This window comes from Micromonospora sp. CA-240977 (genome assembly GCF_050942285.1).
Classification (GTDB): domain Bacteria; phylum Actinomycetota; class Actinomycetes; order Mycobacteriales; family Micromonosporaceae; genus Micromonospora.
The window spans coordinates 2,388,861-2,407,197 of sequence record NZ_CP192055.1; the positions used below are offsets into that span (position 1 = coordinate 2,388,861).

General features: G+C 71.9%; 15 protein-coding genes and 1 riboswitch. Of the genes, 9 read left to right on the forward strand and 6 right to left on the reverse strand.

What is annotated here, in order from left to right; translation table 11 throughout:
• The first annotated feature begins 1 nt into the window (after window position 1).
• Window positions 2–445, forward strand: coding sequence for a hypothetical protein (locus tag ACQPWW_RS11065; RefSeq protein WP_433131724.1), 444 nt, complete (start codon window positions 2–4; stop codon window positions 443–445).
• Window positions 446–500: 55 nt separating this feature from the next.
• Here the strand turns inward: ACQPWW_RS11065 and pseI are convergent, their stop codons facing one another.
• Both pseI and ACQPWW_RS11075 read right to left on the reverse strand, forming a co-directional pair.
• The gene (gene pseI, locus ACQPWW_RS11070; protein WP_433131725.1) at window positions 501–1,553 is read right to left on the reverse strand and encodes a pseudaminic acid synthase; all 1,053 of its coding nucleotides are present in this window, start codon (window positions 1,551–1,553) and stop codon (window positions 501–503) included.
• Between the two features lie 130 nt (window positions 1,554–1,683).
• Window positions 1,684–2,829, reverse strand: coding sequence for a glycosyltransferase family 2 protein (locus ACQPWW_RS11075; RefSeq protein WP_433131726.1), 1,146 nt, complete (start codon window positions 2,827–2,829; stop codon window positions 1,684–1,686).
• A gap of 265 nt (window positions 2,830–3,094) precedes the next feature.
• On the opposite strand from ACQPWW_RS11075, the gene ACQPWW_RS11080 reads away from it, so the two are divergent.
• From ACQPWW_RS11080 to ACQPWW_RS11100, 5 genes are all read left to right on the forward strand, one after another.
• Window positions 3,095–4,333 carry an acyltransferase family protein gene (locus ACQPWW_RS11080; protein ID WP_433131728.1) on the forward strand — a complete coding sequence of 413 codons (1,239 nt, stop codon included), beginning with the start codon at window positions 3,095–3,097 and terminating at the stop codon, window positions 4,331–4,333.
• A 92-nt stretch (window positions 4,334–4,425) separates the two neighbouring features.
• Window positions 4,426–4,791, forward strand: coding sequence for a hypothetical protein (locus ACQPWW_RS11085; RefSeq protein ID WP_433131729.1), 366 nt, complete (start codon window positions 4,426–4,428; stop codon window positions 4,789–4,791).
• 130 nt (window positions 4,792–4,921) lie between these two features.
• Entirely contained in the window at window positions 4,922–5,692 is a 771-nt protein-coding gene (locus tag ACQPWW_RS11090; protein ID WP_433131731.1) for a hypothetical protein, read from the forward strand.
• A 284-nt stretch (window positions 5,693–5,976) separates the two neighbouring features.
• Window positions 5,977–6,118: riboswitch (cyclic di-AMP (ydaO/yuaA leader) on the forward strand.
• A gap of 244 nt (window positions 6,119–6,362) precedes the next feature.
• A complete protein-coding gene (locus ACQPWW_RS11095) occupies window positions 6,363–7,184 on the forward strand; it encodes a C39 family peptidase (protein WP_433131732.1) in 822 nt (273 codons plus the stop codon).
• A gap of 133 nt (window positions 7,185–7,317) precedes the next feature.
• A complete protein-coding gene (locus tag ACQPWW_RS11100; protein WP_433131733.1) occupies window positions 7,318–8,064 on the forward strand; it encodes an alpha/beta fold hydrolase in 747 nt (248 codons plus the stop codon).
• 72 nt (window positions 8,065–8,136) lie between these two features.
• Here ACQPWW_RS11100 and ACQPWW_RS11105 read toward each other — a convergent pair whose 3' ends face one another.
• The 4 genes from ACQPWW_RS11105 to ACQPWW_RS11120 all read right to left on the reverse strand — a co-directional run bounded on the left by ACQPWW_RS11105 (window position 8,137) and on the right by ACQPWW_RS11120 (window position 13,227).
• The gene (locus ACQPWW_RS11105; protein ID WP_433131735.1) at window positions 8,137–9,825 is read right to left on the reverse strand and encodes a CDP-glycerol glycerophosphotransferase family protein; all 1,689 of its coding nucleotides are present in this window, start codon (window positions 9,823–9,825) and stop codon (window positions 8,137–8,139) included.
• 34 nt (window positions 9,826–9,859) lie between these two features.
• Window positions 9,860–11,377 (reverse strand): D-ribitol-5-phosphate cytidylyltransferase, encoded by a 1,518-nt coding sequence (locus tag ACQPWW_RS11110; RefSeq protein ID WP_433131737.1) that lies wholly within the window; start codon window positions 11,375–11,377, stop codon window positions 9,860–9,862.
• Between the two features lie 145 nt (window positions 11,378–11,522).
• A complete protein-coding gene (locus tag ACQPWW_RS11115; RefSeq protein WP_433134268.1) occupies window positions 11,523–12,299 on the reverse strand; it encodes an ABC transporter ATP-binding protein in 777 nt (258 codons plus the stop codon).
• A gap of 34 nt (window positions 12,300–12,333) precedes the next feature.
• The gene (locus ACQPWW_RS11120; protein ID WP_357803016.1) at window positions 12,334–13,227 is read right to left on the reverse strand and encodes an ABC transporter permease; all 894 of its coding nucleotides are present in this window, start codon (window positions 13,225–13,227) and stop codon (window positions 12,334–12,336) included.
• Between the two features lie 217 nt (window positions 13,228–13,444).
• Between ACQPWW_RS11120 and ACQPWW_RS11125 the strand changes: the two genes are divergently transcribed.
• The 3 genes from ACQPWW_RS11125 (at window position 13,445) to ACQPWW_RS11135 (ending at window position 18,279) form a co-directional block, all read left to right on the forward strand.
• Window positions 13,445–14,044 carry a TetR/AcrR family transcriptional regulator gene (locus ACQPWW_RS11125; protein WP_433134270.1) on the forward strand — a complete coding sequence of 200 codons (600 nt, stop codon included), beginning with the start codon at window positions 13,445–13,447 and terminating at the stop codon, window positions 14,042–14,044.
• A gap of 123 nt (window positions 14,045–14,167) precedes the next feature.
• Window positions 14,168–16,285, forward strand: a complete 2,118-nt coding sequence (locus ACQPWW_RS11130) for a DUF6077 domain-containing protein (RefSeq protein ID WP_433131740.1) — start codon at window positions 14,168–14,170, stop codon at window positions 16,283–16,285.
• 230 nt (window positions 16,286–16,515) lie between these two features.
• On the forward strand, window positions 16,516–18,279 hold the full coding sequence (locus tag ACQPWW_RS11135; protein WP_433131742.1) for a CDP-glycerol glycerophosphotransferase family protein: 1,764 nt from the start codon (window positions 16,516–16,518) through the stop codon (window positions 18,277–18,279).
• Window positions 18,280–18,337 lie beyond the last annotated feature (58 nt).

The following is an 18,337-nucleotide window of genomic DNA, read 5'->3' on the forward strand; positions in this document are numbered from 1 at the left end:
CGTGCGCTTCGAGTTCTCACGGCACCACGACGGGGCGGCCGCGTCGTCGTTCGACCTGGGTGACCTGCGACTGGTCCTGGATTCAGCGGACGTCACGTCGGCCGGTCATCGACCCAGCAGGTCAATGATGATCTACTTGGCCATCGTTCACCTGGTGGACGGTCTCTCGGAGATGGCCGAAGGACATTCCTCGCGCTTCCGGTTCGTGGGTCCCGACTCGTCGTTCTCATTGGACTTCCGGCGAAAGAATGATGTGCTGACCGTGACGGCCGGAAACGCAGTGGTGGGCGCCGTCCCGATGTCGGATGTCCTCGCTGCCCTGCTGGCCGGGATAACAACCTTCTTGACGGATCCCGACAACGTGCTCGCCGCCAACGAATCAGTGGTCGAGGACCTGGAGTCGGCGGTGCGCCGGCTGCGCGGGGTGGCGAGTTCGTCCCGATGACGGACCAGCCGGCCGTCAGCCCATCACCTCCGGGCTGACCCGGCCAGCCGCACCGTCAGATCAGGTCCCAGCTCAGCGGAGTGCCGCGCGGGACGTCGGTGGCGAAGGTGCGGCCCAGCACCCGGTCGATCTCCACGGGCGGCAGCCCGCCGGCCGGACGGATCGACCGAACATTGTGGCTTGTCACCTGGTCACCGGCGCGCACGTCCTCGACCACGAAGAGCGAACGGCGGAACCGCAGCCCCTCCCGCTCGGCCGGGGTCGGGCCGATCGCGGTGCCACCCAACGCCGCGTACGCCCGGCCGGACTCGGCGACCAGCGCCGTCAGCTCCGCCGGGTTCAGTGAGAAGTCCGAGTCCACGCCGCCGTCGGCCCGGTCCAGAGTGACGTGCTTCTCGATGAAACAGGCACCGAGCGCCACCGAGGCGACGGCCACCCCGATGCCGGGCGTGTGGTCGGAGAGCCCGACCGGCACGTCGAACGCGCCCGCCAGCACCGGCAGTCGGCGCAGGTTGCTGTCGGCCGGCGGCGCCGGGTAGGACGCGGTGCAGGCCAGCAGGACGATGCCCGCCGCGCCACCGGCACGGGCGGTGCGCACCGCGGCGTCGATCTCGGCGACCGTCGCCATCCCCGTGGAGATCACCATCGGCTTGCCGGTGCTGGCCACGAGCCGGATCAGCGGCAGGTCGACAAGCTCCGAAGATGCGATCTTGTACGCCGGCGCGTCCAGCGACTCCAGTAGCTGCACGGCGGTCGCGTCGAACGGTGACGAGAAGACGGTCAGGCCACGCTCGCGGGCCCGCTCGAAGATCGGGGCGTGCCACTCGTACGGGGTGTGCGCCCGCTCGTAGAGGCGGTACAGGTTCTCCCCACCCCACAACTCGTGCCCGCTGGAGATCCGGAACGCCGGGGTGTCGACGTCGATCGTGATCGTGTCCGGCCGGTACGTCTGGAGCTTCAGCGCGTGCGCCCCGCTCTCGGCCACCGCGTCGACGATGGCCAGCGCCCGGTTCAGATCACCGTTGTGGTTGCCGGACATCTCGGCCACCACGAACGGTCGCTCCCCGGCACCGACCAGGTGCGGTCCGATCTTGATTGTCGCCGTCATTCCGACCCCTGCTCCGATCTGCCCGCACCCGCGTGCGGTGGTGCTGCTGTCGTCGTCCACCCGGCGGGCGGACGACCTGGAAAACCAGTGCGCCGGGAGTCGATCCGACTCCCGGCGTGGTGCGCTGCGGTCACGGCAGCCGGCCCCCGGCCAGCGCGCCGTCGCGCACCGTCGCGACGTCCGCCCCTCGACCCGGGTCCTCGTCGGCGCTCGCCGGACCGGCTGCGGCGCTGACGCCACCCGCCGGGGCGCCTCGGCGCAGGCGACCGGCGACCCGGTGCGCCTGACGCAGCGCCGAGTACGCCAGCCAGTCACCCCGCCCGACCAGGCGGTGCTTGAGCCCGGTCACCCCGGCGGGCAGCGGGTAGCCGCCGGTGGGCAGGTACCGGCGGTAGTGCGCGGCGGCCCGGTGGAAGAAGTCCCGCCGCAGGTGCGGGTGCAGCCGGTCGTCGTTGCCCACCACCACCAGGTAGTGGCTGATCATCAGCTGGAACAGTTCGGCCTGCAACCGCTCGTCCGGGTGCCTGCGGGCGACCCAGTCCAACAGGCGCTCGTACTGGGCGAACGCGTCGAAGTGCCGGCCACTGCGGGTGGAGGTGATCGCGCCGTGCCGGCCCTGGCGGTACAGGTAGCAGACCCGGTTCAGCACGGAGATCTTCTCCGCGCCGATCAGCAGCGGGTGGCTGAACGGGATGTCCTCGTACCAGCCGGGGAAGAACCGCAGCTCCAACTGGTCCAGGAAGTCCCGGCGGACCACCTTGTTCCAGGCGGTGTGCTGCACCCGCAGCAGTTGCGGCTGGTCGTCCAGGCGGGTCACGCCGGTGATCCCGCGCAGCAGGTGACTGCTCGCGTCGACCTCCCGCCGACCGTCCTCGTGCACCCGCAGGTGGTCCAGCATCAGCACGTCGGGCTGGTGCTGGCGCAGCCGGTCCAGCACCGCCGCAATCGTGCCCGGCGGCACCCAGTCGTCGCTGTCGATGAACCAGACGTACCGGCCGGCGGCCACGTCGAGCCCGGCGTTGCGGGCCAGGCCCAGACCCACGTTGCTGCTCAGGTGCACGACGCGGACCCGGTCGTGGCCGGCGGCGTACGAGCGGAGCATGTCGCCGCAGCCGTCCGGGGAGGCGTCGTCGACGGCGATCAACTCCACCGCGTCCACCTCACCGGCCGGGATGTCGGCCCGGATCGACTCGAGGCACTGGTACAGGTACGCCTCGACGCCGTACACGGGCACGACGATGCTCAGCAGCGGTGCGTGCGTCGGCTCATTGACCACGCCCGCCACCTTCGACGACCCGGGTGACCGGCCCCGGAACCGCACGTGGCCGCCGATGGTGGAGTCGCTGAACTCCCGCCCAGCGGAAGGTTAACGGCGGTACCCGCGACGGGTGGGACACGTCCGGTTCACCCGGGAGTGACCCGGTAGGGTGCCCCGGGTGCGGCCCTGCCGGGCCGTCGCGGGCGTCGCCGTCGTGCCGTCCACGCCGCGCCGAGGAGGATACGAACGTGCTGGTGACCCTGCCAAGCCTCGGTATCCCCGCATGACGAGCACCCCGGCGGCGTCCATCGCCCGGCCCGCCCCCGCACCGCCGCGGCTGCCCTCGCTGACCGGGCTGCGCTGGATCGCCGCGCTGCTGGTCTTCGGGTTCCACGCGGGCACCATGCGGATCATCGCCGAGCCGGACTACAAGGCCGTTGTCGACAAGCTGTTCAGCCTCGGCCTGTCCGGGGTGCAGTTCTTCTTCGTCCTCAGCGGGTTCGTGCTGGTCTGGTCGGCCCGGACGGGCGACTCCCGGCGTACCTTCTGGCGGCGACGGGTTGCCAAGATCTACCCCAACCACCTGGTGTTGTGGGGGGCGACGTTGCTGGTCGCCTGGTGGTTCGCCGACCCGGTCCTGCCGGCGGCCGCGCTGGAGAACCTGCTGTTGTTGCAGGCCTGGGACCCCCGACCGGGCTGGTTCTACAGCATCAACACGGTGAGCTGGTCGCTCTCCTGCGAGTTCTTCTTCTATCTCTGCCTGCCGCTGGTGCTGCCGCTGCTGCGCCGCGCCCGGCCGAAACTGCTCTGGGCGCTGATCGTCGCGATGCCCCTGCTGATCCTCGCGCTCTGGCCGGCCCAGCACCTGGTGCCGGAGGTGAGCCGGTGGTGGTTCACCCAGATCTTCCCGCCGGTCCGGTCGCTGGAGTTCTGGTTGGGCGCGGTGGCGGCCGAGTTGATGCGCCGGGGTCTCTGGCGGGGCCCCGGGCTGACCTGGGCCAGCGTCATCTTCGTGGGCGTCTGGGCGGCTGCCGCGCAGTGGATTCCCGCAGAGCTGTGGACCACGCTGCTCGCGGTCGCGTACCTGCTGGTGATCACCGCCGCCGCGGACGCGGACGTGCGGGACCGGTGGTCGCCGTGGCGGTCCCGGCCGCTGGTCTGGCTCGGCGAGGTCTCCTTCGCCTTCTACCTGGTCCACGTGCTGGTGATGACGAGCGTGCTGCGCTTCACCGGCGACTGGGGGACCGGCTTCGAGGGATGGCGCGGCCCGGCCGTGGTGCTCGGTTTCCTGCTGGTGACCCTGCTCCTCGCCGGGCTGCTGCACCGCTACGTCGAAACCCCGATGATGCGCCGGCTCGCGCCGCGCCGTCCGGCCCGACCGGCGTCCGTCCCCGTACAACGCACGCCCGGAACCCGGGCCACCGGCAACACCGCCCCCGAGGCCGGCGGCGTCGGGGCCCGAACCGAGGCCGGCGGGCCCGACCAGCCCGACAGTCGATCAACGTACGCGGACACGCGCTGACACCGTCCACGCTGGTCAACGGGGTCGGCGCGGCGCGCGCCGACACGCCCGTGGTCGATGCGCCCGGGTCGGCACGACGGTAGCGTGGGGACGTGCTCCCGGTCGCGTTCACCTGTCCGCTGTGGTGGGTGGCGCGCTGGGCGACCCGGGTGCTGACCAGCCTCGCCGTCGTCGCGGCCCTGGCGCTCGGCGCCGGCCCGGTCTCGGCCGCCGCGCCACCGTCCACCCCGACCGCCGCGCCGAGCCTGAGCACCGCGCCGGGCCTGAGCGCCGCGGCGAGTGCGGGCGCCGCCGAGGAGGCACTCCCAGCCTGGTCGGTCGACGCGCAACCGGCGCTCCCCGACGGCCAGGGCGCCCTCGCGGCCGGCGTGCTGCCGGTGCGCGTGACCGGGTCCGACCGGCTGCCCCTCGTCGACGGCCCCCACAGCCGGGCGCCCCGAGGTCCACCCGGGCGCTGAGCCCCCGGGACAAGCGTCCCGTCGCCGCGCCCTGTCGACCCACCAGCTCCGCACCCCGCCGACCCGTGGCCCGCCGTGGCCGGGCGGCCGGGGCTCCCCATCGCTCTGCTTCCTCCGCGAGGTGCCGACCATGGAGACCGTTGTCTTCTACCAGTTCGTAACCGAGGTACCGCAGGCCGCTGCCATCTGGTCGGCCCTGTGCCTGCTGGCGTTCGGTGTACTCGCCGTGCTGGTCGCCCGGCCCGAACGCGACCGGCCCGCCGGCGACCCGTCCCCGGCCGTGCCGACCGCCCGCGAGGTGGCCGCCGCCGAGGTCGTCGACCTGCGCCGGTACGCCGAGGAGGTGGCTGTCGCGGCGGCCGGCGCGGCCAGGACGGCCCAGCGGCGACGCGATGCCTGGCTGATCAGTCAGGAAGAGGTGGAACGCGCCTGGGCGCGGTACGACGAGGCGGACACCGCCGCGCGCCGCTTCGCGGGGTCCGGGGCGCTGCCCACGCCGGACACCCCCCGCACCCCGGCCGAGTACGCCGCCCGGGAGCGCTACCTGCACCGCGCGGCGACGGCGGCGTACTGGCGGGGCGACCTGACCATGGCGCAGCTCAGCGAGGTGTTCGGGCGGCGGCGCGGCTGGGATCCCCGGCGGCACCCGGTCGAGCAGGAAGCGCTGCTCAGCCGGTCGATCCGGGACGCGAGACGGGTCGACTACCAGGCCGCCGCCGCAGCGGAGCGGACCGCCTGGCGGGCCGCGGAACTGTCCGCCGAGTCGGCGCGCACCCTTGCCGACGAGGCGGGTTTGGCGGCGGCCCGGCTGCGGCCGAGCCGGACGCCAGCCCGCCGGCTGGTACGCGGGGTGTCCCGTCCCGCCGTCGTGGCACGCTGGCGTCCCGCCCGCGCGGGTTGAGCCCGATCCGTTACGTGAGCCGGGTCACCGTATTGCGGAATCGGGCGTCCGGCACGTTCGGCTCGATTTTTCCCGGAATTGTGGCCGCACTGTCGGCGACCTGTCCGGTTGTCGCCCACAGGCGTCACGGTAACCGCTTGTCCCATCGAGTCACATCATCGGCAGAACGCGCAGAAATTGCCGCGCCGATTGGGGTTTACGCAGGTGAACCTGGCTTGGCAGGGCGTGAACGGGCCAGTAGTGTCGTCCCGTCCGGTGCGGTAACCGATCGCAAGAGGCGACGCCGCGCCGACCCGCTCAATCGTGATGAACGAACCGGGGACCCATCAGCAAGTCCGGGGTGAATCCGCGAGCCACGGCCCGCGGTAGGGCGATCTTCCCGCCCGAATCCGTCAGCTAACCCGGTAGGCGGTGTCGGAAGGAGTTCCATCCTCGTGCAGCACCTTTCCACCCCTCGGCTGTTCCCTCGCCTCCACGGCGCGGCGGTGCCCCCGCTCATTCGTCTAGTGACGGTGAGCTGACCCCCCGGGTCATCGCCTAACCGCCCGGCCACGCCGGGCGTTCCCCTGAGCGGTTCACCATCCGCGGACCATCGTCCGCGCGCTGGCGCCTGCCCGGATACCGGTCCGGCCCCCGGTGTGCCGCTCTCCCCCGATCCGTGGAGGACCCCGTGAAGCACACACTGAAGCGTCAGCTCCGCCGCGTCGCGACCGAGCGCCCGTACCAGATCGTCGCCGCCTCCGCCGCGGCCCTCGTGATCGCCGCCACCACCGGCACCCTGCTCACCACCGCCGACGACGCGCCGGCCGGCCAGCGCACCGCGACCACTGTCGCCGAGATGCGCAGCGACATCGCCGCCGCCAACGACGCGTCTCCCCTGGCCAGCTCCGCGCCGACCGCCGCCCCGGCCACCAGCGCCGCCTCGCCCGCCGCCAAGGCCAGCACCAACCCGGACCTCACCCGCAAGCCGGAGCGGCCGAAGCCGCCGGCGACCAAGGTGCTCGACTACGACTACGAGGCGCAGAACACGTACTACAACTGCGGTCCGGCGGCCACCCGTAACGCGCTCAGCGCCACCGGGATCGACCGCACCCAGGAGGAGCTCGGCGCCGAGCTGGGCACCACCGAGATGGGCACCAACTCGGCCGAGGACACCACCCGGGTGCTCAACGCCGAGGTGAAGGGCTCCCCGTACCGGACCCGGATGTTCGCCGGCGCGCCCAGCCCGGCGCAGATGGACCGCCTCCAGGCCGACGTCGTCAAGGCCATCACCGACGGCCGGGGCGTGGTCGCCAACGTCGTCGGCGACGCCACCGACACCGACGGCGGCTGGCACTCCTACGGCGGCGGGCACTACATCGCCGTGGTTGGTTACAAGGACAACGGCCGCACGGTGCGCATCGCCGACTCGGCGAACCCGGCCGACCCGTCGTACTGGATCACCACAATCGACCTGGCCAACTGGATCGCCAGCCGGGGCTACTCCGCCTGACCCAGGCACGCTGGACCGCCACGGGCGCCGTCCCCCACAAGGGGCCGGCGCCCGTGGCGTCTTCCACGGCGGTCCGGGGTACGCCCCGTCGGCGACTCTCGTACCGGGCCGGGAACCGTGGGAGACTGCGGCCGTGGTGGATGAATCGGGTGGTCACGCCGGTCGAAGGCCGGTCCTGCTGCTGTTGCACGGGATGGGGACGACCGGTGACGTGTGGTTGCCCTGGGCGCCGCATCTCGCCCAACACTGGCCCGGTCGGTGGCTGGCACCGGACCTCGCCGGTCACGGCTGGGCGTCGCCGCTGCCGTCGTACTCCTTCGCCGGCTTCGCCCAGCGGATCGCGCAGGCCCTCGCCCCCGACGACCGGCTCGTCGTGCTCGGGCACTCGCTGGGTGGCGTGGTCGGCCTCGCGTTGGCCGCGCGCGACGCCGGGATGCCGGTGGACGCGGTGGTCGGGTTGGGCATCAAGGCGCTCTGGTCACCCGCCGAGCTGGAACGCGCCGCCGAGCTGGCCGCCCGCCCGGTGAGCTGGTTCGCCAGCCGTACCGAGGCGGCCCGTCGCTACCTGCGCGTCTCCGGGCTGACCGGTCTGCTCCCGCCGGACCATCCGGTGGTGGACGCCGGCCTCCGTCAGGTCGACGGTCGCTGGCGTCTGGCCATGGACCCGACCGCGTTCGCCGTCGGCGAGCCCGACCTGGTCGCGCTGCTCGCGGCCACCGACGTGCCGGTGGTGCTGGCGCGCGGCGAGCACGACCCGATGGTCACCGACGAACAGCTCAAGGAGTACGGCGTACCGGTCGCCACGCTGCCCGGTCTCGGGCACAACGCGCACGTGGAGGACCCGGCCGCCGTACTGGCGCTGCTCGACCCGTACCGCTGAGCTTTCCGCGGCGCGTCGCAGCGGATGGTGAGCGCCCGTCGTCCAGCCCCTGGCCTGGGCCGACAGCCCGGGTCAGGCCAGGGGGGAGAGCTGCGGAGCACGCTCGGCCGCAGCGTCCTCCGTTGTCGCCAGTTCCCGGCGCGCGGCGGTCAGGAACGCGTCGGCGTACGACTCGGCGGGGAAGTCACCCAGGTAGCGGCGGCGGGTGGCCCAGCGCTCCGCGGCCAGCGGGTCGGTGTCCAGCAGCGCGGTCAGCACCTCGTCCACGTTGGACAGGTCCCGCCGCAGCACGTAACCCGACGCGGCCAGCGGGAAACGCTCGGTGAACCGGCCGCCCTCGTCGCCCATGTCGGTCACCGCGTACGGCTTGCCGGAGTAGAGGTAGTCCGAGATCACCCCGGACACGTCGGAGACCAGCGCGTCCGACCGGTTCACGCACTCGGTCAGGCTCAGCTCGCGGGCGGCGGCGCCGACGACGTGCTGGCGTCCGCTGCGGGCCCGATCGGCGACGAGCAGCTCGGTCAGCCGGCCCAACTGGCGTGCCGACGCCGGGTTCTGTGTCGTGTACGGGTGGGCCCGCAGGATCACTGTCGCGCCGCGCTCCAGCAGCCGGCGCAGCAGCCCCTCGGCCACCGGCAGCGAGCAGTAGTCGGCGTCGGCGTGGTGCCCGGTCCAGGTGGGGGTGTAGAGCACTGTCGGGTGCGCCATCCCCGGTGCCGGCTCCGCGCGTACCTCGATCGACTCGACCTGCGGGCGGCCGACCACCACGAACTTGTCCGCCGGGATCCGCACGCCGGCGCGGGCGTACCTGTCGATCGCGGCCGGGCCGGCCACGAAGATCCGGTCGAAGATCCCGGACACCGGGTTGGCGCTCGGCGCCTTGTCGCTGTCGCCGTGGTGCAACTGCACGTGGGTGAGCTGGGTGAAGCGGATGCAGTGGCTGTTCTTCGCCCCGTGGTTGACGTAGAACGCCGCCCGCAGGCTCGGCACCAGCGCCTCGTCCATCGCCCGCAGGGTGGGGCAGTAGACCACCGGCGCGTTTGTGGCCGCGGCGATCGGGGCCAGGAACTCCGGCTCGCGCAGCACGACCAGGAACGGCCGGCCGATCCGTTCCAGGTACGGCAGCCACATGGTGACCTGGTATTCCGAGCCGGGCGGCGCGGAGAAGTAGAGCAGGAACTCCGGCTGGTGCCGGCGCAGCGCCCGCGCCACCGGCCCGCCACCGGCTCCCGGCCGGAACCGCCGCCGGGCCAGGTCCAGGGCGACCACCCCGGTGCCCGCGCCGACCAGCAGGCTCGCGGCCAACGCCACGCCCGCCGGCAGGGTGAGCGCGGCGGCGAGCGCCAGGACGGCGAGCAACCCGAGCAGGGCGGTGCCGAGCCGGTCGGCGATCAGCGGCGTCCAGGCGCGGACCGGCAGGTTGGCCGTGCGGATCTCCAGGTTGCCGGCGGTGCGCAGGGGCCCCACCAGCAGCACCAACCCCAGCAGGACCAGGGCGGTGGCGACAAGCGTGAGGTGGAGCCCGTCGTCCAGCCGCCGGGAGTAACCGACAAGGATCGCGGCGGCGATCAGCGTCGTCTCCGCGACGAGGTCGGCGGTGGGCCGGATCCGCTGCTCGGCGACCGAGGCGGCCAGCGCGGCGACGGCCAGCGCCAGCCCCCAGCCGGTGGCGCCGGTGAGCGCCAGCACGACAAAGGCCAGCACGGCCAACCCGGTGCTCAGGCACCGGGCGGCCAGCTTTCGGACCAGGTCGCCGCGCATGTCGCTCCGTTCGTGGTTCCGCCGCCGGTCGGGGTCAGTTCGCCGAGACCGCGCCGGCCGGCGTCGCGACCTGGCCGGGCCCGGTCTGGGCCGGCACGCTCGGCGTGGGTCCGTCGCCAGGCGCCCGGCGTACGTCGATGACCTGACCGGTCAGGTCGGAGATCAACACGTCGAGTGACGACTGGGCGACGGCCTCCGCGGCGAGCAGGGTGTGCTCCGGCTCCTCGCCGAAGGCCCGCGTGCGCATCGGCGTGGCGGTGCGCTCCGGGTTGATGCAGTTGACGCGGACGCCGACGTCGGCCCACTCGTCGGCGAGCGCCTGGGTGAGGTTGACCAGGGCCGCCTTGGTGGCCGAGTAGAGCGCGTAGCGGGCCCGCCCCCGGGTGTAGGAGCTGGACGTGTAGAGCAGCAGCTGGCCCTTGGTCTGCTGGAGGTAGGGCAGCGCCTGACGGGCGATGGTCACCGGGCCGACGAAGTTGACCTGGAGCAGCCGGTCCATCGTCTCCTCGTCCATCTCGGCGAGGGCGCCCTTCTCCAGGATGCCGGCGGTGACCACCACGTGGTCGATCCGGCCGGTGGCCTCGAAGGCGGTCGTCAGCGCGGCCTCGACATCGGCGGCCCGCTCCACGTGGGTGCCGGTGCTGGAACGGCTGAACGGGAAGACCTGGGCGCCGTAGCGCCGGGCCAGCTCGGTCAGCTCGTGGCCGATGCCATAGCTGCCGCCGAACACCACGATGGTGCGGCCGGTCAGCTCCTCGCTGTAGCTGCGGTGGTCGGTCAGCCGGGGCGCCTGCGCCGCGGCGAGCTGGAAGAGCTTGTCCGCCAGGTGCACGTCGACCGGGTGGGTGACCTTGATGTTCTCGTCCGAGCCGTCGATCACCTTGATCGGGGTGCCGGGCAGGTAACGCAGCACCACGCCGCAGTCGTCGGTGGCGGCGAAGTCCGGGTCGTCCTCGGCGATCCGGTACGCCTCCCGGATGGTGGGGGAGCGGAACGCCTGCGGGGTCTGGCCGCGGCGCAGCCGGGAGCGCACCGGGATGTCGGTGATGCAGTCGTTGTCGTCCACCTGGATGATCGTGTCCGCGGACGGGATGGCCACGTCCACGGCGTCGTAGGTCCACAGCGCGTTGACGCACTCGCGGACGATCCGCCCGCTGAGCAGTGGGCGTACCGCGTCGTGGAAGAGGATGTTGCAGTCCTCCGGGCCGACCGCGTCCAGCGCGATCCGGGTGGTGGCGTTGCGGGTGTCACCGCCCTCGATCACCTTGGTGACCTTGCGCAGGCCGGCCTTCTCGACGATCTGCCGGGCGTCGTCGACGTGGCCGGTCGCCATCAGCACGATGATCTCGTCGATCTCCGGCGCGGCCTCGAAGACCGCCAGCGTGTGCTCGATGATCGGCTTGCCGGCGATCTTCAGCAGCTGCTTCGGGATGCCGAGGCCCAGCCGGGTCCCGGTGCCGCCGGCCAGAACCACGGCCACCGTCCGCGAGGGCCGCCACGGCGTCGGGGTCTCCGCTTCGGCGTCCGGGCCAGTGGTCTGGTCCTGCGTCATTGCCGGATCCTCACTCTCAGGGATGCGTTAACGGAAGGTTCCGCCCGAGCGGCGACGGAATGAACCTTAACGCGCGGACCGCGCCGCCCCAACGCGGGCGACGCGGTCCATGGCGCCGTGTCGATGCCAGCTGTTCGCCGGCGGTCTACTTGCTGTTCGCGTACGCCTCGTAGGCCCGGATGACCTCGTCAGTGGGACCATCCATCCGCAGTACGCCCGATTCCAACCAGATCGTCCGCTCGCAGGTGTCCCGTACGGAGGAGAGCTGGTGGCTGACGAGGAACACCGTGCCCGCGCCCTCCCGCAGCTCCCGCACCCGCTGCTCGCTGCGCTTGCGGAAGCCCTTGTCGCCGGTGGCGAGCGCCTCGTCGATGAGCAGCACGTCGTGCCTCTTCGCGGCGGCGATGGAGAACCGTAGCCGGGCCGCCATGCCGGAGGAGTACGTCCGCATCGGCAGGCTGGCGAAGTCACCCCGCTCGTTGATCCCGGAGAACTCGATGATCCCGGCGGCCTGTTTGGCCACGTCGTCCGGGTGCATGCCCATGGCCAGGCAACCGAGGGTGACGTTGCGCTCGCCGGAGAGGTCGTTGAGCAGGGCGGCGTTCACGCCCAGCAGCGACGGTTGCCCCTGGGTGTGGATCGCGCCCCGGTTGACCGGCAGCAGGCCGGCGATGGCCCGCAGGATTGTGGACTTGCCGGAGCCGTTGCTGCCGATCAGCCCGATCGCCTCACCCCGGTACGCGGTGAACGAGACGCCCTTGACCGCGTGCACCTCCCGGACGTTCGGCGCGTTGGTGCGCTTGACCAGCCGGCGCAGCGCGGCCACCGGAGTGGTGCCACCGGCGGCGCCCTGGTGCACCCGGTAGATGATGTGCGCGTCGTCGACCACCACTGTCGGAATGCGCTCCTGGGCCGCTGTCATTGTCGCGGTCGCCTCGGTGGAGGCCTCGAAGTGCTCAACCACGGCCGTACTCCTGTTCGCCGCGCCAGAAGTAGATGAACCCGCCGATCCCGGCGACCAGCGCCCACCCGCCACCGACCAGCCAGAGCTGGGTCAGCGACTCGTTGAGCAGCGGCGGATTGTCAAGCAGCGCGTACCGCGCCAACTCGATGTAGACAAGCATGGGGTTGTACTGCACGAGCGTCGTCGCCCAGCCGGGCAGCCGCTCGAAGAGGCTGACGCTGTAGAGGACGCCGGAGCCGTACATCCAGGTGCGCAGGACGAACGGCATGACCTGCTTGAGGTCGCTGGCCTTGGCGCCCATCCGGGCCACCAGCAGCACCACGCCGGCGTTGAACACCGCCTGTAGGACCAGGGCCGGCACCAGCAGCAACCACTCCAGCGTGATCGGCTCGCCGGTGACGAGCACGATGCCGATCAGCACCACCATCGAGGCCAGCAGCTGCTGGAACTGGGTCAGCGTCGTGGACAGCGGCAGGCTGGCCCGGGGGAAGTGCAGCGCCCGGATCAACCCGAGGTTGCTGCTTATCGACTGGGTGCCGGCCAGGACCGCGCTCTGGGTGAAGTTGAAGATGAAGAGCCCGGTGGTGAGGTAGGCGATGAAGTTCGGGATCTCCTGCTGCGCCAGCACCACCCCGAAGATCAGGTAGTAGACCGCCGCGTTGGTCAGCGGGGTGAGCACCTGCCAGAGCTGGCCCAGCTTGGCGTTGCTGTACGAGGCGACCAGCTTGGCGTTGGCGTACGCGGCGATGAAGTGCCGGTAGGCCCACAATTGGCGGCTGTACTCGACGAGGGTCGGTCGCTCACCGGCGACCCGTAGCCCGTGCCGAGCGGCCAGCTGCGCCTGGGTCAGGCCCGTGTCGGGGTCGACCAGCGCGGTGGTGGCCATGGAAATGGCGCTCCGATCTTTCGTGCAGACGGGTGGCTCGCGACGATGGAATCCTAGTGGGAGATGTGCGCGGGGCGCCGCCTCGTCGCTGCGTGGACAGTAGTCCGAAACACGTCGGGACGCAACCGTATCGTCGTTGCGCTACCCTGGGCACCGTGACCTGCGATAAGAGTCCCTGGTGACGACCGAGAAGAGGCGCGCCCCGGCCGGTGCGGCGGTGCTCCGTGGGGAGATCACCACGGCCATCCGGCGTGCGCTGATGCAGGAGCTCGCCGCGGTCGGCTACGGCCGGCTCTCCATCGAGGCGGTGGCGCGCCGCGCCGGTGTCAGCAAGACGGCGATCTACCGGCGCTGGAACTCCAAGCTCGACCTGGTGTTGGAGATCGTCGCCGCGGCGGCCCACGGCAAGCTGCCGGCCCTGGACACCGGCACCCTGCGCGGTGACCTCGCCCTGCTGTTCCAGGTGGTGGCACGCGCGCTGCGTCACCCGCTGGCGTCGCAGATCATCCCGGACCTGCTGGCCGAGGCGGCGCGCAACCCGAGCATCGACGCGACCCTGCGTCAGGTGCTGCACGCGCGTCAGCAGGAGATCGGCGGTCGCCTGGTCACCCGGGCCGTGCAGCGCGGCGAACTGCCCGCCGACACCGACCCGGACGCGGCGATCGACCTCATCGTGGGCCCGCTCTACTGGCGGCTGGCCATCGCCCGCCTCCCGCTCACCGACAGCTACCTCGACAACCTTGTCGAATCCGTGGCTGCCGGGCTCGGCGCCGACAGCGCCCTGCCCCGTCCCCGAGCAGCCCCGATATCGGGTTGACCAGCGTCCGACACTCCGTTGCCCGCAGCGACGGTCGCCCTGTCCGATTCCGCTACGCTGCCCCCTGACACACGGCCGGCATCGTGCCGAAACCCCGCATCCGTCTGACGAGTAAGGACGACCGTGGCCAACGTCGACAGCATCGCCGTAGCGCCCGCCGACCCGGACCCGACACGGCCCGCGCCGGCATCCCGTCCGGTCGGCCGCCGCGCGGCGATGTCCCGGGTACGCGCGCTGGTGGCAGTCGCCCCGGCGGTGCTCACCGATGGTGCCGTGCTGGCGTTCGCGCTCTTCACAGTGATCTACCACCTGGCCTTCCTGGGTGACCTGCGCCCGTCGGTGACCTTCCGGATCTGGCTGGTGGCCTGCGTGGTGCTCGCGGTCGTGCTCCTGCTGCGCGCCCGCCGCCGGTTCGTCGACCCCCCGGCCCCCACCGAGCGGGCGGCGCCGGACGACAGCGCGCCGGACGAGCCGGACGGTCCGCGGCCCGCCGTCGACCGCCGCCTGCTGATCGGGGTGCCGGTCGCCGCCGCCGTGGCCGCCGCCTCCGCCGGTGTCGCCGGGGCCAAGGTCACCCTCTGGTGGTGGATCCCGGCGGTGGCCGGCCTGCTCGCGGCGATCGGCGGGATGCTGCTGGTGCGCCAGATCTGGCTGCGCGGCCCGGCGTCCACCACCGTCGCCCCGGCACCCACCGCGGCCCAGTCGGTGTACGCGCTCGTCGTCTCGGCGCTGGTCGGCATCTCCTCGTTCTTCATGGCCCGCAACACCCCGGACGACGTCTACTACGTCGGCAAGTCGGTCTGGGTCGCCGAGCGCGACCTGATCCCCATCAACGACTTCCTGTTCTCCGAGAACGTGCTGCCGGCCATGGGCTCGCAGCCGCCGATCCCGTCGATCGAGGTCTTCGACGGCGCGTTCGCCAACGTCGTCGGCATCCACGCCAGCTCGGCCCTCTGGTACGTGCTGCTGCCGATCATGGGGATGCTCGCGGCGCTGGCGCTCTGGCGGTTGACGCACCGGTGGGCTCCGCGCCGTCCGGTGCTCGCCTTCGGCGTGGCGATCGCGTACCTGTACCTCGTCGCCGGCGGGGACGCCGCACTTGGCACGTTCCACCTCCTGCGGCTGCACGAGGGCAAGGGCATGTTCGTCTCGGCGGTCATTCCGCTGATGTGGCTCTACCTGACCGAGTGGTTCGACAACCGGTCGCGGCGCAGCCTGGTGCTCATCGTGGCGCTCTCGATCACCGCGATCGGCCTCACCAACACCGCGGCGATCATCCTGCCGATGCTTGTCGGCGCCGCCGGCTTCGCCATGCTGCTCGTCGGCCGGTGGAAGGACGCCGTCATCGCGGCCGTCGCCGCCCTCGCGTACCCGATCGGCTCGCTTGTGGTCTCCCGCCTGCTGCTCGGCGGGATGACCGCGGCCGGCGCGGACGACGCCTTCTTCGACGCGGCGTACACCTACCGGCGGACCCTGCTGTTCGGGGTGGTGGGGGTGATCAGCGGTCTGGCGCTGTGGTGTGGCCCACTGCTCGCCCGTCGACGTACGCCCGCGCTGCTCTCCGCCGGTGCCACTCTGGCGCTGAGCGTGATGTTCGTGCCCGGCGTGCTCGAGGTGATGAGCGCGTTGAGTGGGATCTCGGTGGTGCTGTGGCGCGTACCGTGGCTGCTCGCCCTGCCGACGCTGATCGGTCTGCTCAGCACCGTGCGCGTGCCGACGCCGAGACCGGCCCTGTACCGCACGGCGGCCGGCGGGATCGCGGTGCTGCTCGTCGCCTCGTTCGCGTTGTTCGCCACCCCGATGTGGTCACCGAAGAGCTGGGTCGAGGTGCAGGAGCGCCCCACCTGGAAGCTTCCGCAGCAGCGTCAGGCGATCGCCTTCTGGATCAAGGGCCTGGACCGTCCGCAGGGCATGCTGCTCGCGCCGAAGACGATCATGCGGACGTTGCCGGTCGTCACCAGCGAGGTCCGGGTCGTCCTGCCCCGTGACTTCTACCTCGTCGAGTACGACCTCAACTCCCAGTTCGCGAAGGACCGGCTGCTGCTGTCCGAGTTCGCCGACGGCACGACCAGCCCGTCGCCGACCGAGTTGACGCCGGCGCTGGACCGCCTGGACGTCGGCACCATCTGCGTCTACAACGGCAACCACTACGCCCGCGACACCGCGCCGCAGCTCGGCTACCAGGAGTTCGCCACGCGCAGGGCGCCCGGGGCGATGACCTGCTTCGGGCGGGCCGGCTGAGCGCTCCACCCGTTGCCGAGCACCCGACGCCCGGCGCGGGGTCGGGTGCGCCGGGTACGCGACTTTGACCGAAATGGTGCGGGATACCCGAGCGACACCGAGCTGTCCCTTCGCGTTAAGGTCGCAGTCATGCGCAGCCGGCTGCGGTTGACCCGCTGCGCTACGGGGGAGTGACGTCGGCCCAGCACGGGCGCAGCCCGCAACGAAATCTCGTAGGGAGCGAACTCGTTTTGTTCGGCACGTTGACAGGACGCCTCGGAGTGGCCGCCCACAGTGCGCTACTGGTACTGGCCTACCTGGTCATGCTCGTCGGTGGCGTATTCGGCTGGGTGGGCCTCTTCGCCATCGCCGGGCTCGCCGCCATCATCGGCGAGTTCGCCGTCGCCCGCTTCTCACCCCCGTCGCAACTGCTGCTGGAGAAGGTGGGCCTGCACTGGTCGTACCGGCAGCTGACCCGGGACCTCGCGGCCGTGTTGCTTGTCGTCGCCGAGGTGCGGCTCAGCGGCGGTGAGCTGACCCTGCTGCTGGCGCTGCCGGCCGCGGTGTGGGTCGTCTCGGTCTTCGCCGGGGCGCTCTCCATCATGATCGAGCGTCGTAACCCGCTCTCCGCGATGGTGCGCAACATCGACCTGGGCGAGCTGCGCTCCGCGCCTCAACTGCCGGCCTGGGTGGCGGCGGTGGCCGGGGACCGGATGCCCCTACTCAACCTGCTGCTGGTGCCGGCGGCCGTGGCCGCGGCGGTGCGGCACGACGCGACGCCGTTCTTCGCCGCCGCCGCGGTGGCGGTCGTGGCGACCGGCGTGGTGGGCGCCATCACCGCACTGACCTGGCTGCGCGGCCGGGGCCGGAGCACCGGGGAGGGCCCGCTGCTGCCCGCCGTGCAGCGGTGGCTGGACAGCTACCGGCCCGAGGTGGCGCTCTACTTCGCCGGGCCGGCCAAGGACGTCTACCAGGCCAACATGTGGCTCGCCCCGACCGAGGCGCTCCAGCAGCGCGCGGTGGTGCTGCTGCGCAGCCGGGACGCGTTCCTGGAGTTGGCCGACACCCGACTGCCGGTGATCTGCGTACCGACCGGTGTCGACTTCATGAACCTCGACCTGCGCAGCATCCGTGCGGCGCTCTACGCCGCGAACGTCGGCGCGAACATCCACATGCTGCGTGAGCCGAGCACCAAGCACGTGTTCGTGGGGCACGGCGACAGCGACAAGCAGGCAAGCGTCAACCCGTACAGCAAGGTGTACGACGAGGTCTGGGTCGCCGGCCTGGCCGGCCGGGAGCGCTACGCCCGCGCCGGTGTGGGGGTTCTCGACTCGGACATCGTCGAGATCGGCCGCCCGCAGCTCGCCGGGGTGCACACGTTCGGCGCCGAGTCGGTGGACCGGCCGTTCACGGTGCTCTACGCCCCCACCTGGGAGGGCTGGCTCGACGACGACCCGTACCACACCTCGCTGGTGCTGATGGGCGAGCGGATCGTCAAGGGACTGCTCGCCACGACGCCCCGGCTGCGTCTGGTCTACAAGCCGCACCCGCTCACCGGGTCGCGGTCCGGGGCGGCCAGGGCGGTGCACGAGCGGATCGTGGCGGCCATCCGCGCCGCCGGTGGTGACCCGAACGCGTCCTCCCTGGACAGCACCGCGCACCTGGTGGTCACCGGCCGTACGCCGGCGCTGTTCGACTGCTTCAACCAGACCGACCTGCTGATCAGCGACGTGTCCAGTGTGGTCTCCGACTTCGTGCAGAGTCAGCGGCCGTACGTGGTGGCCAACCCGTCCGGCCTGTCGGAGGACGACTTCCGCCGGGAGTACCCGACGGCACGGGCCGCGTACCTGCTCTCCAAGGACTGCGGCGAGCTGGAGAAGATCGTGGCGCTGACCCGGGCCGGCGACGACCCGATGACCGAGGCCCGGCGGGAGCTGAAGACCTACCTGCTCGGCCCGGCCGAGGCGAACCCGATGGACCGGTTCCAGGAGGAGATCGCCCGCCTCTGCCGCTGAGCGGCACGTACCGCACCGCGCGCCCGGCCCGACATCGTTCGGGCCGGGCGCGACCGGT

Excerpts from the sequence above, each read along its gene's own strand:
- pseI (WP_433131725.1), bottom strand. The coding sequence starts at position 1,553 with ATGACGGCGACAATCAAGATCGGACCGCACCTGGTCGGTGCCGGGGAG.
- ACQPWW_RS11080 (WP_433131728.1), top strand. The coding sequence starts at position 3,095 with ATGACGAGCACCCCGGCGGCGTCCATCGCCCGGCCCGCCCCCGCACCG.
- ACQPWW_RS11090 (WP_433131731.1), top strand. The coding sequence starts at position 4,922 with ATGGAGACCGTTGTCTTCTACCAGTTCGTAACCGAGGTACCGCAGGCC.
- ACQPWW_RS11105 (WP_433131735.1), bottom strand. The coding sequence starts at position 9,825 with ATGCGCGGCGACCTGGTCCGAAAGCTGGCCGCCCGGTGCCTGAGCACC.
- ACQPWW_RS11110 (WP_433131737.1), bottom strand. The coding sequence starts at position 11,377 with ATGACGCAGGACCAGACCACTGGCCCGGACGCCGAAGCGGAGACCCCG.
- ACQPWW_RS11115 (WP_433134268.1), bottom strand. The coding sequence starts at position 12,299 with ATGACAGCGGCCCAGGAGCGCATTCCGACAGTGGTGGTCGACGACGCG.
- ACQPWW_RS11120 (WP_357803016.1), bottom strand. The coding sequence starts at position 13,227 with ATGGCCACCACCGCGCTGGTCGACCCCGACACGGGCCTGACCCAGGCG.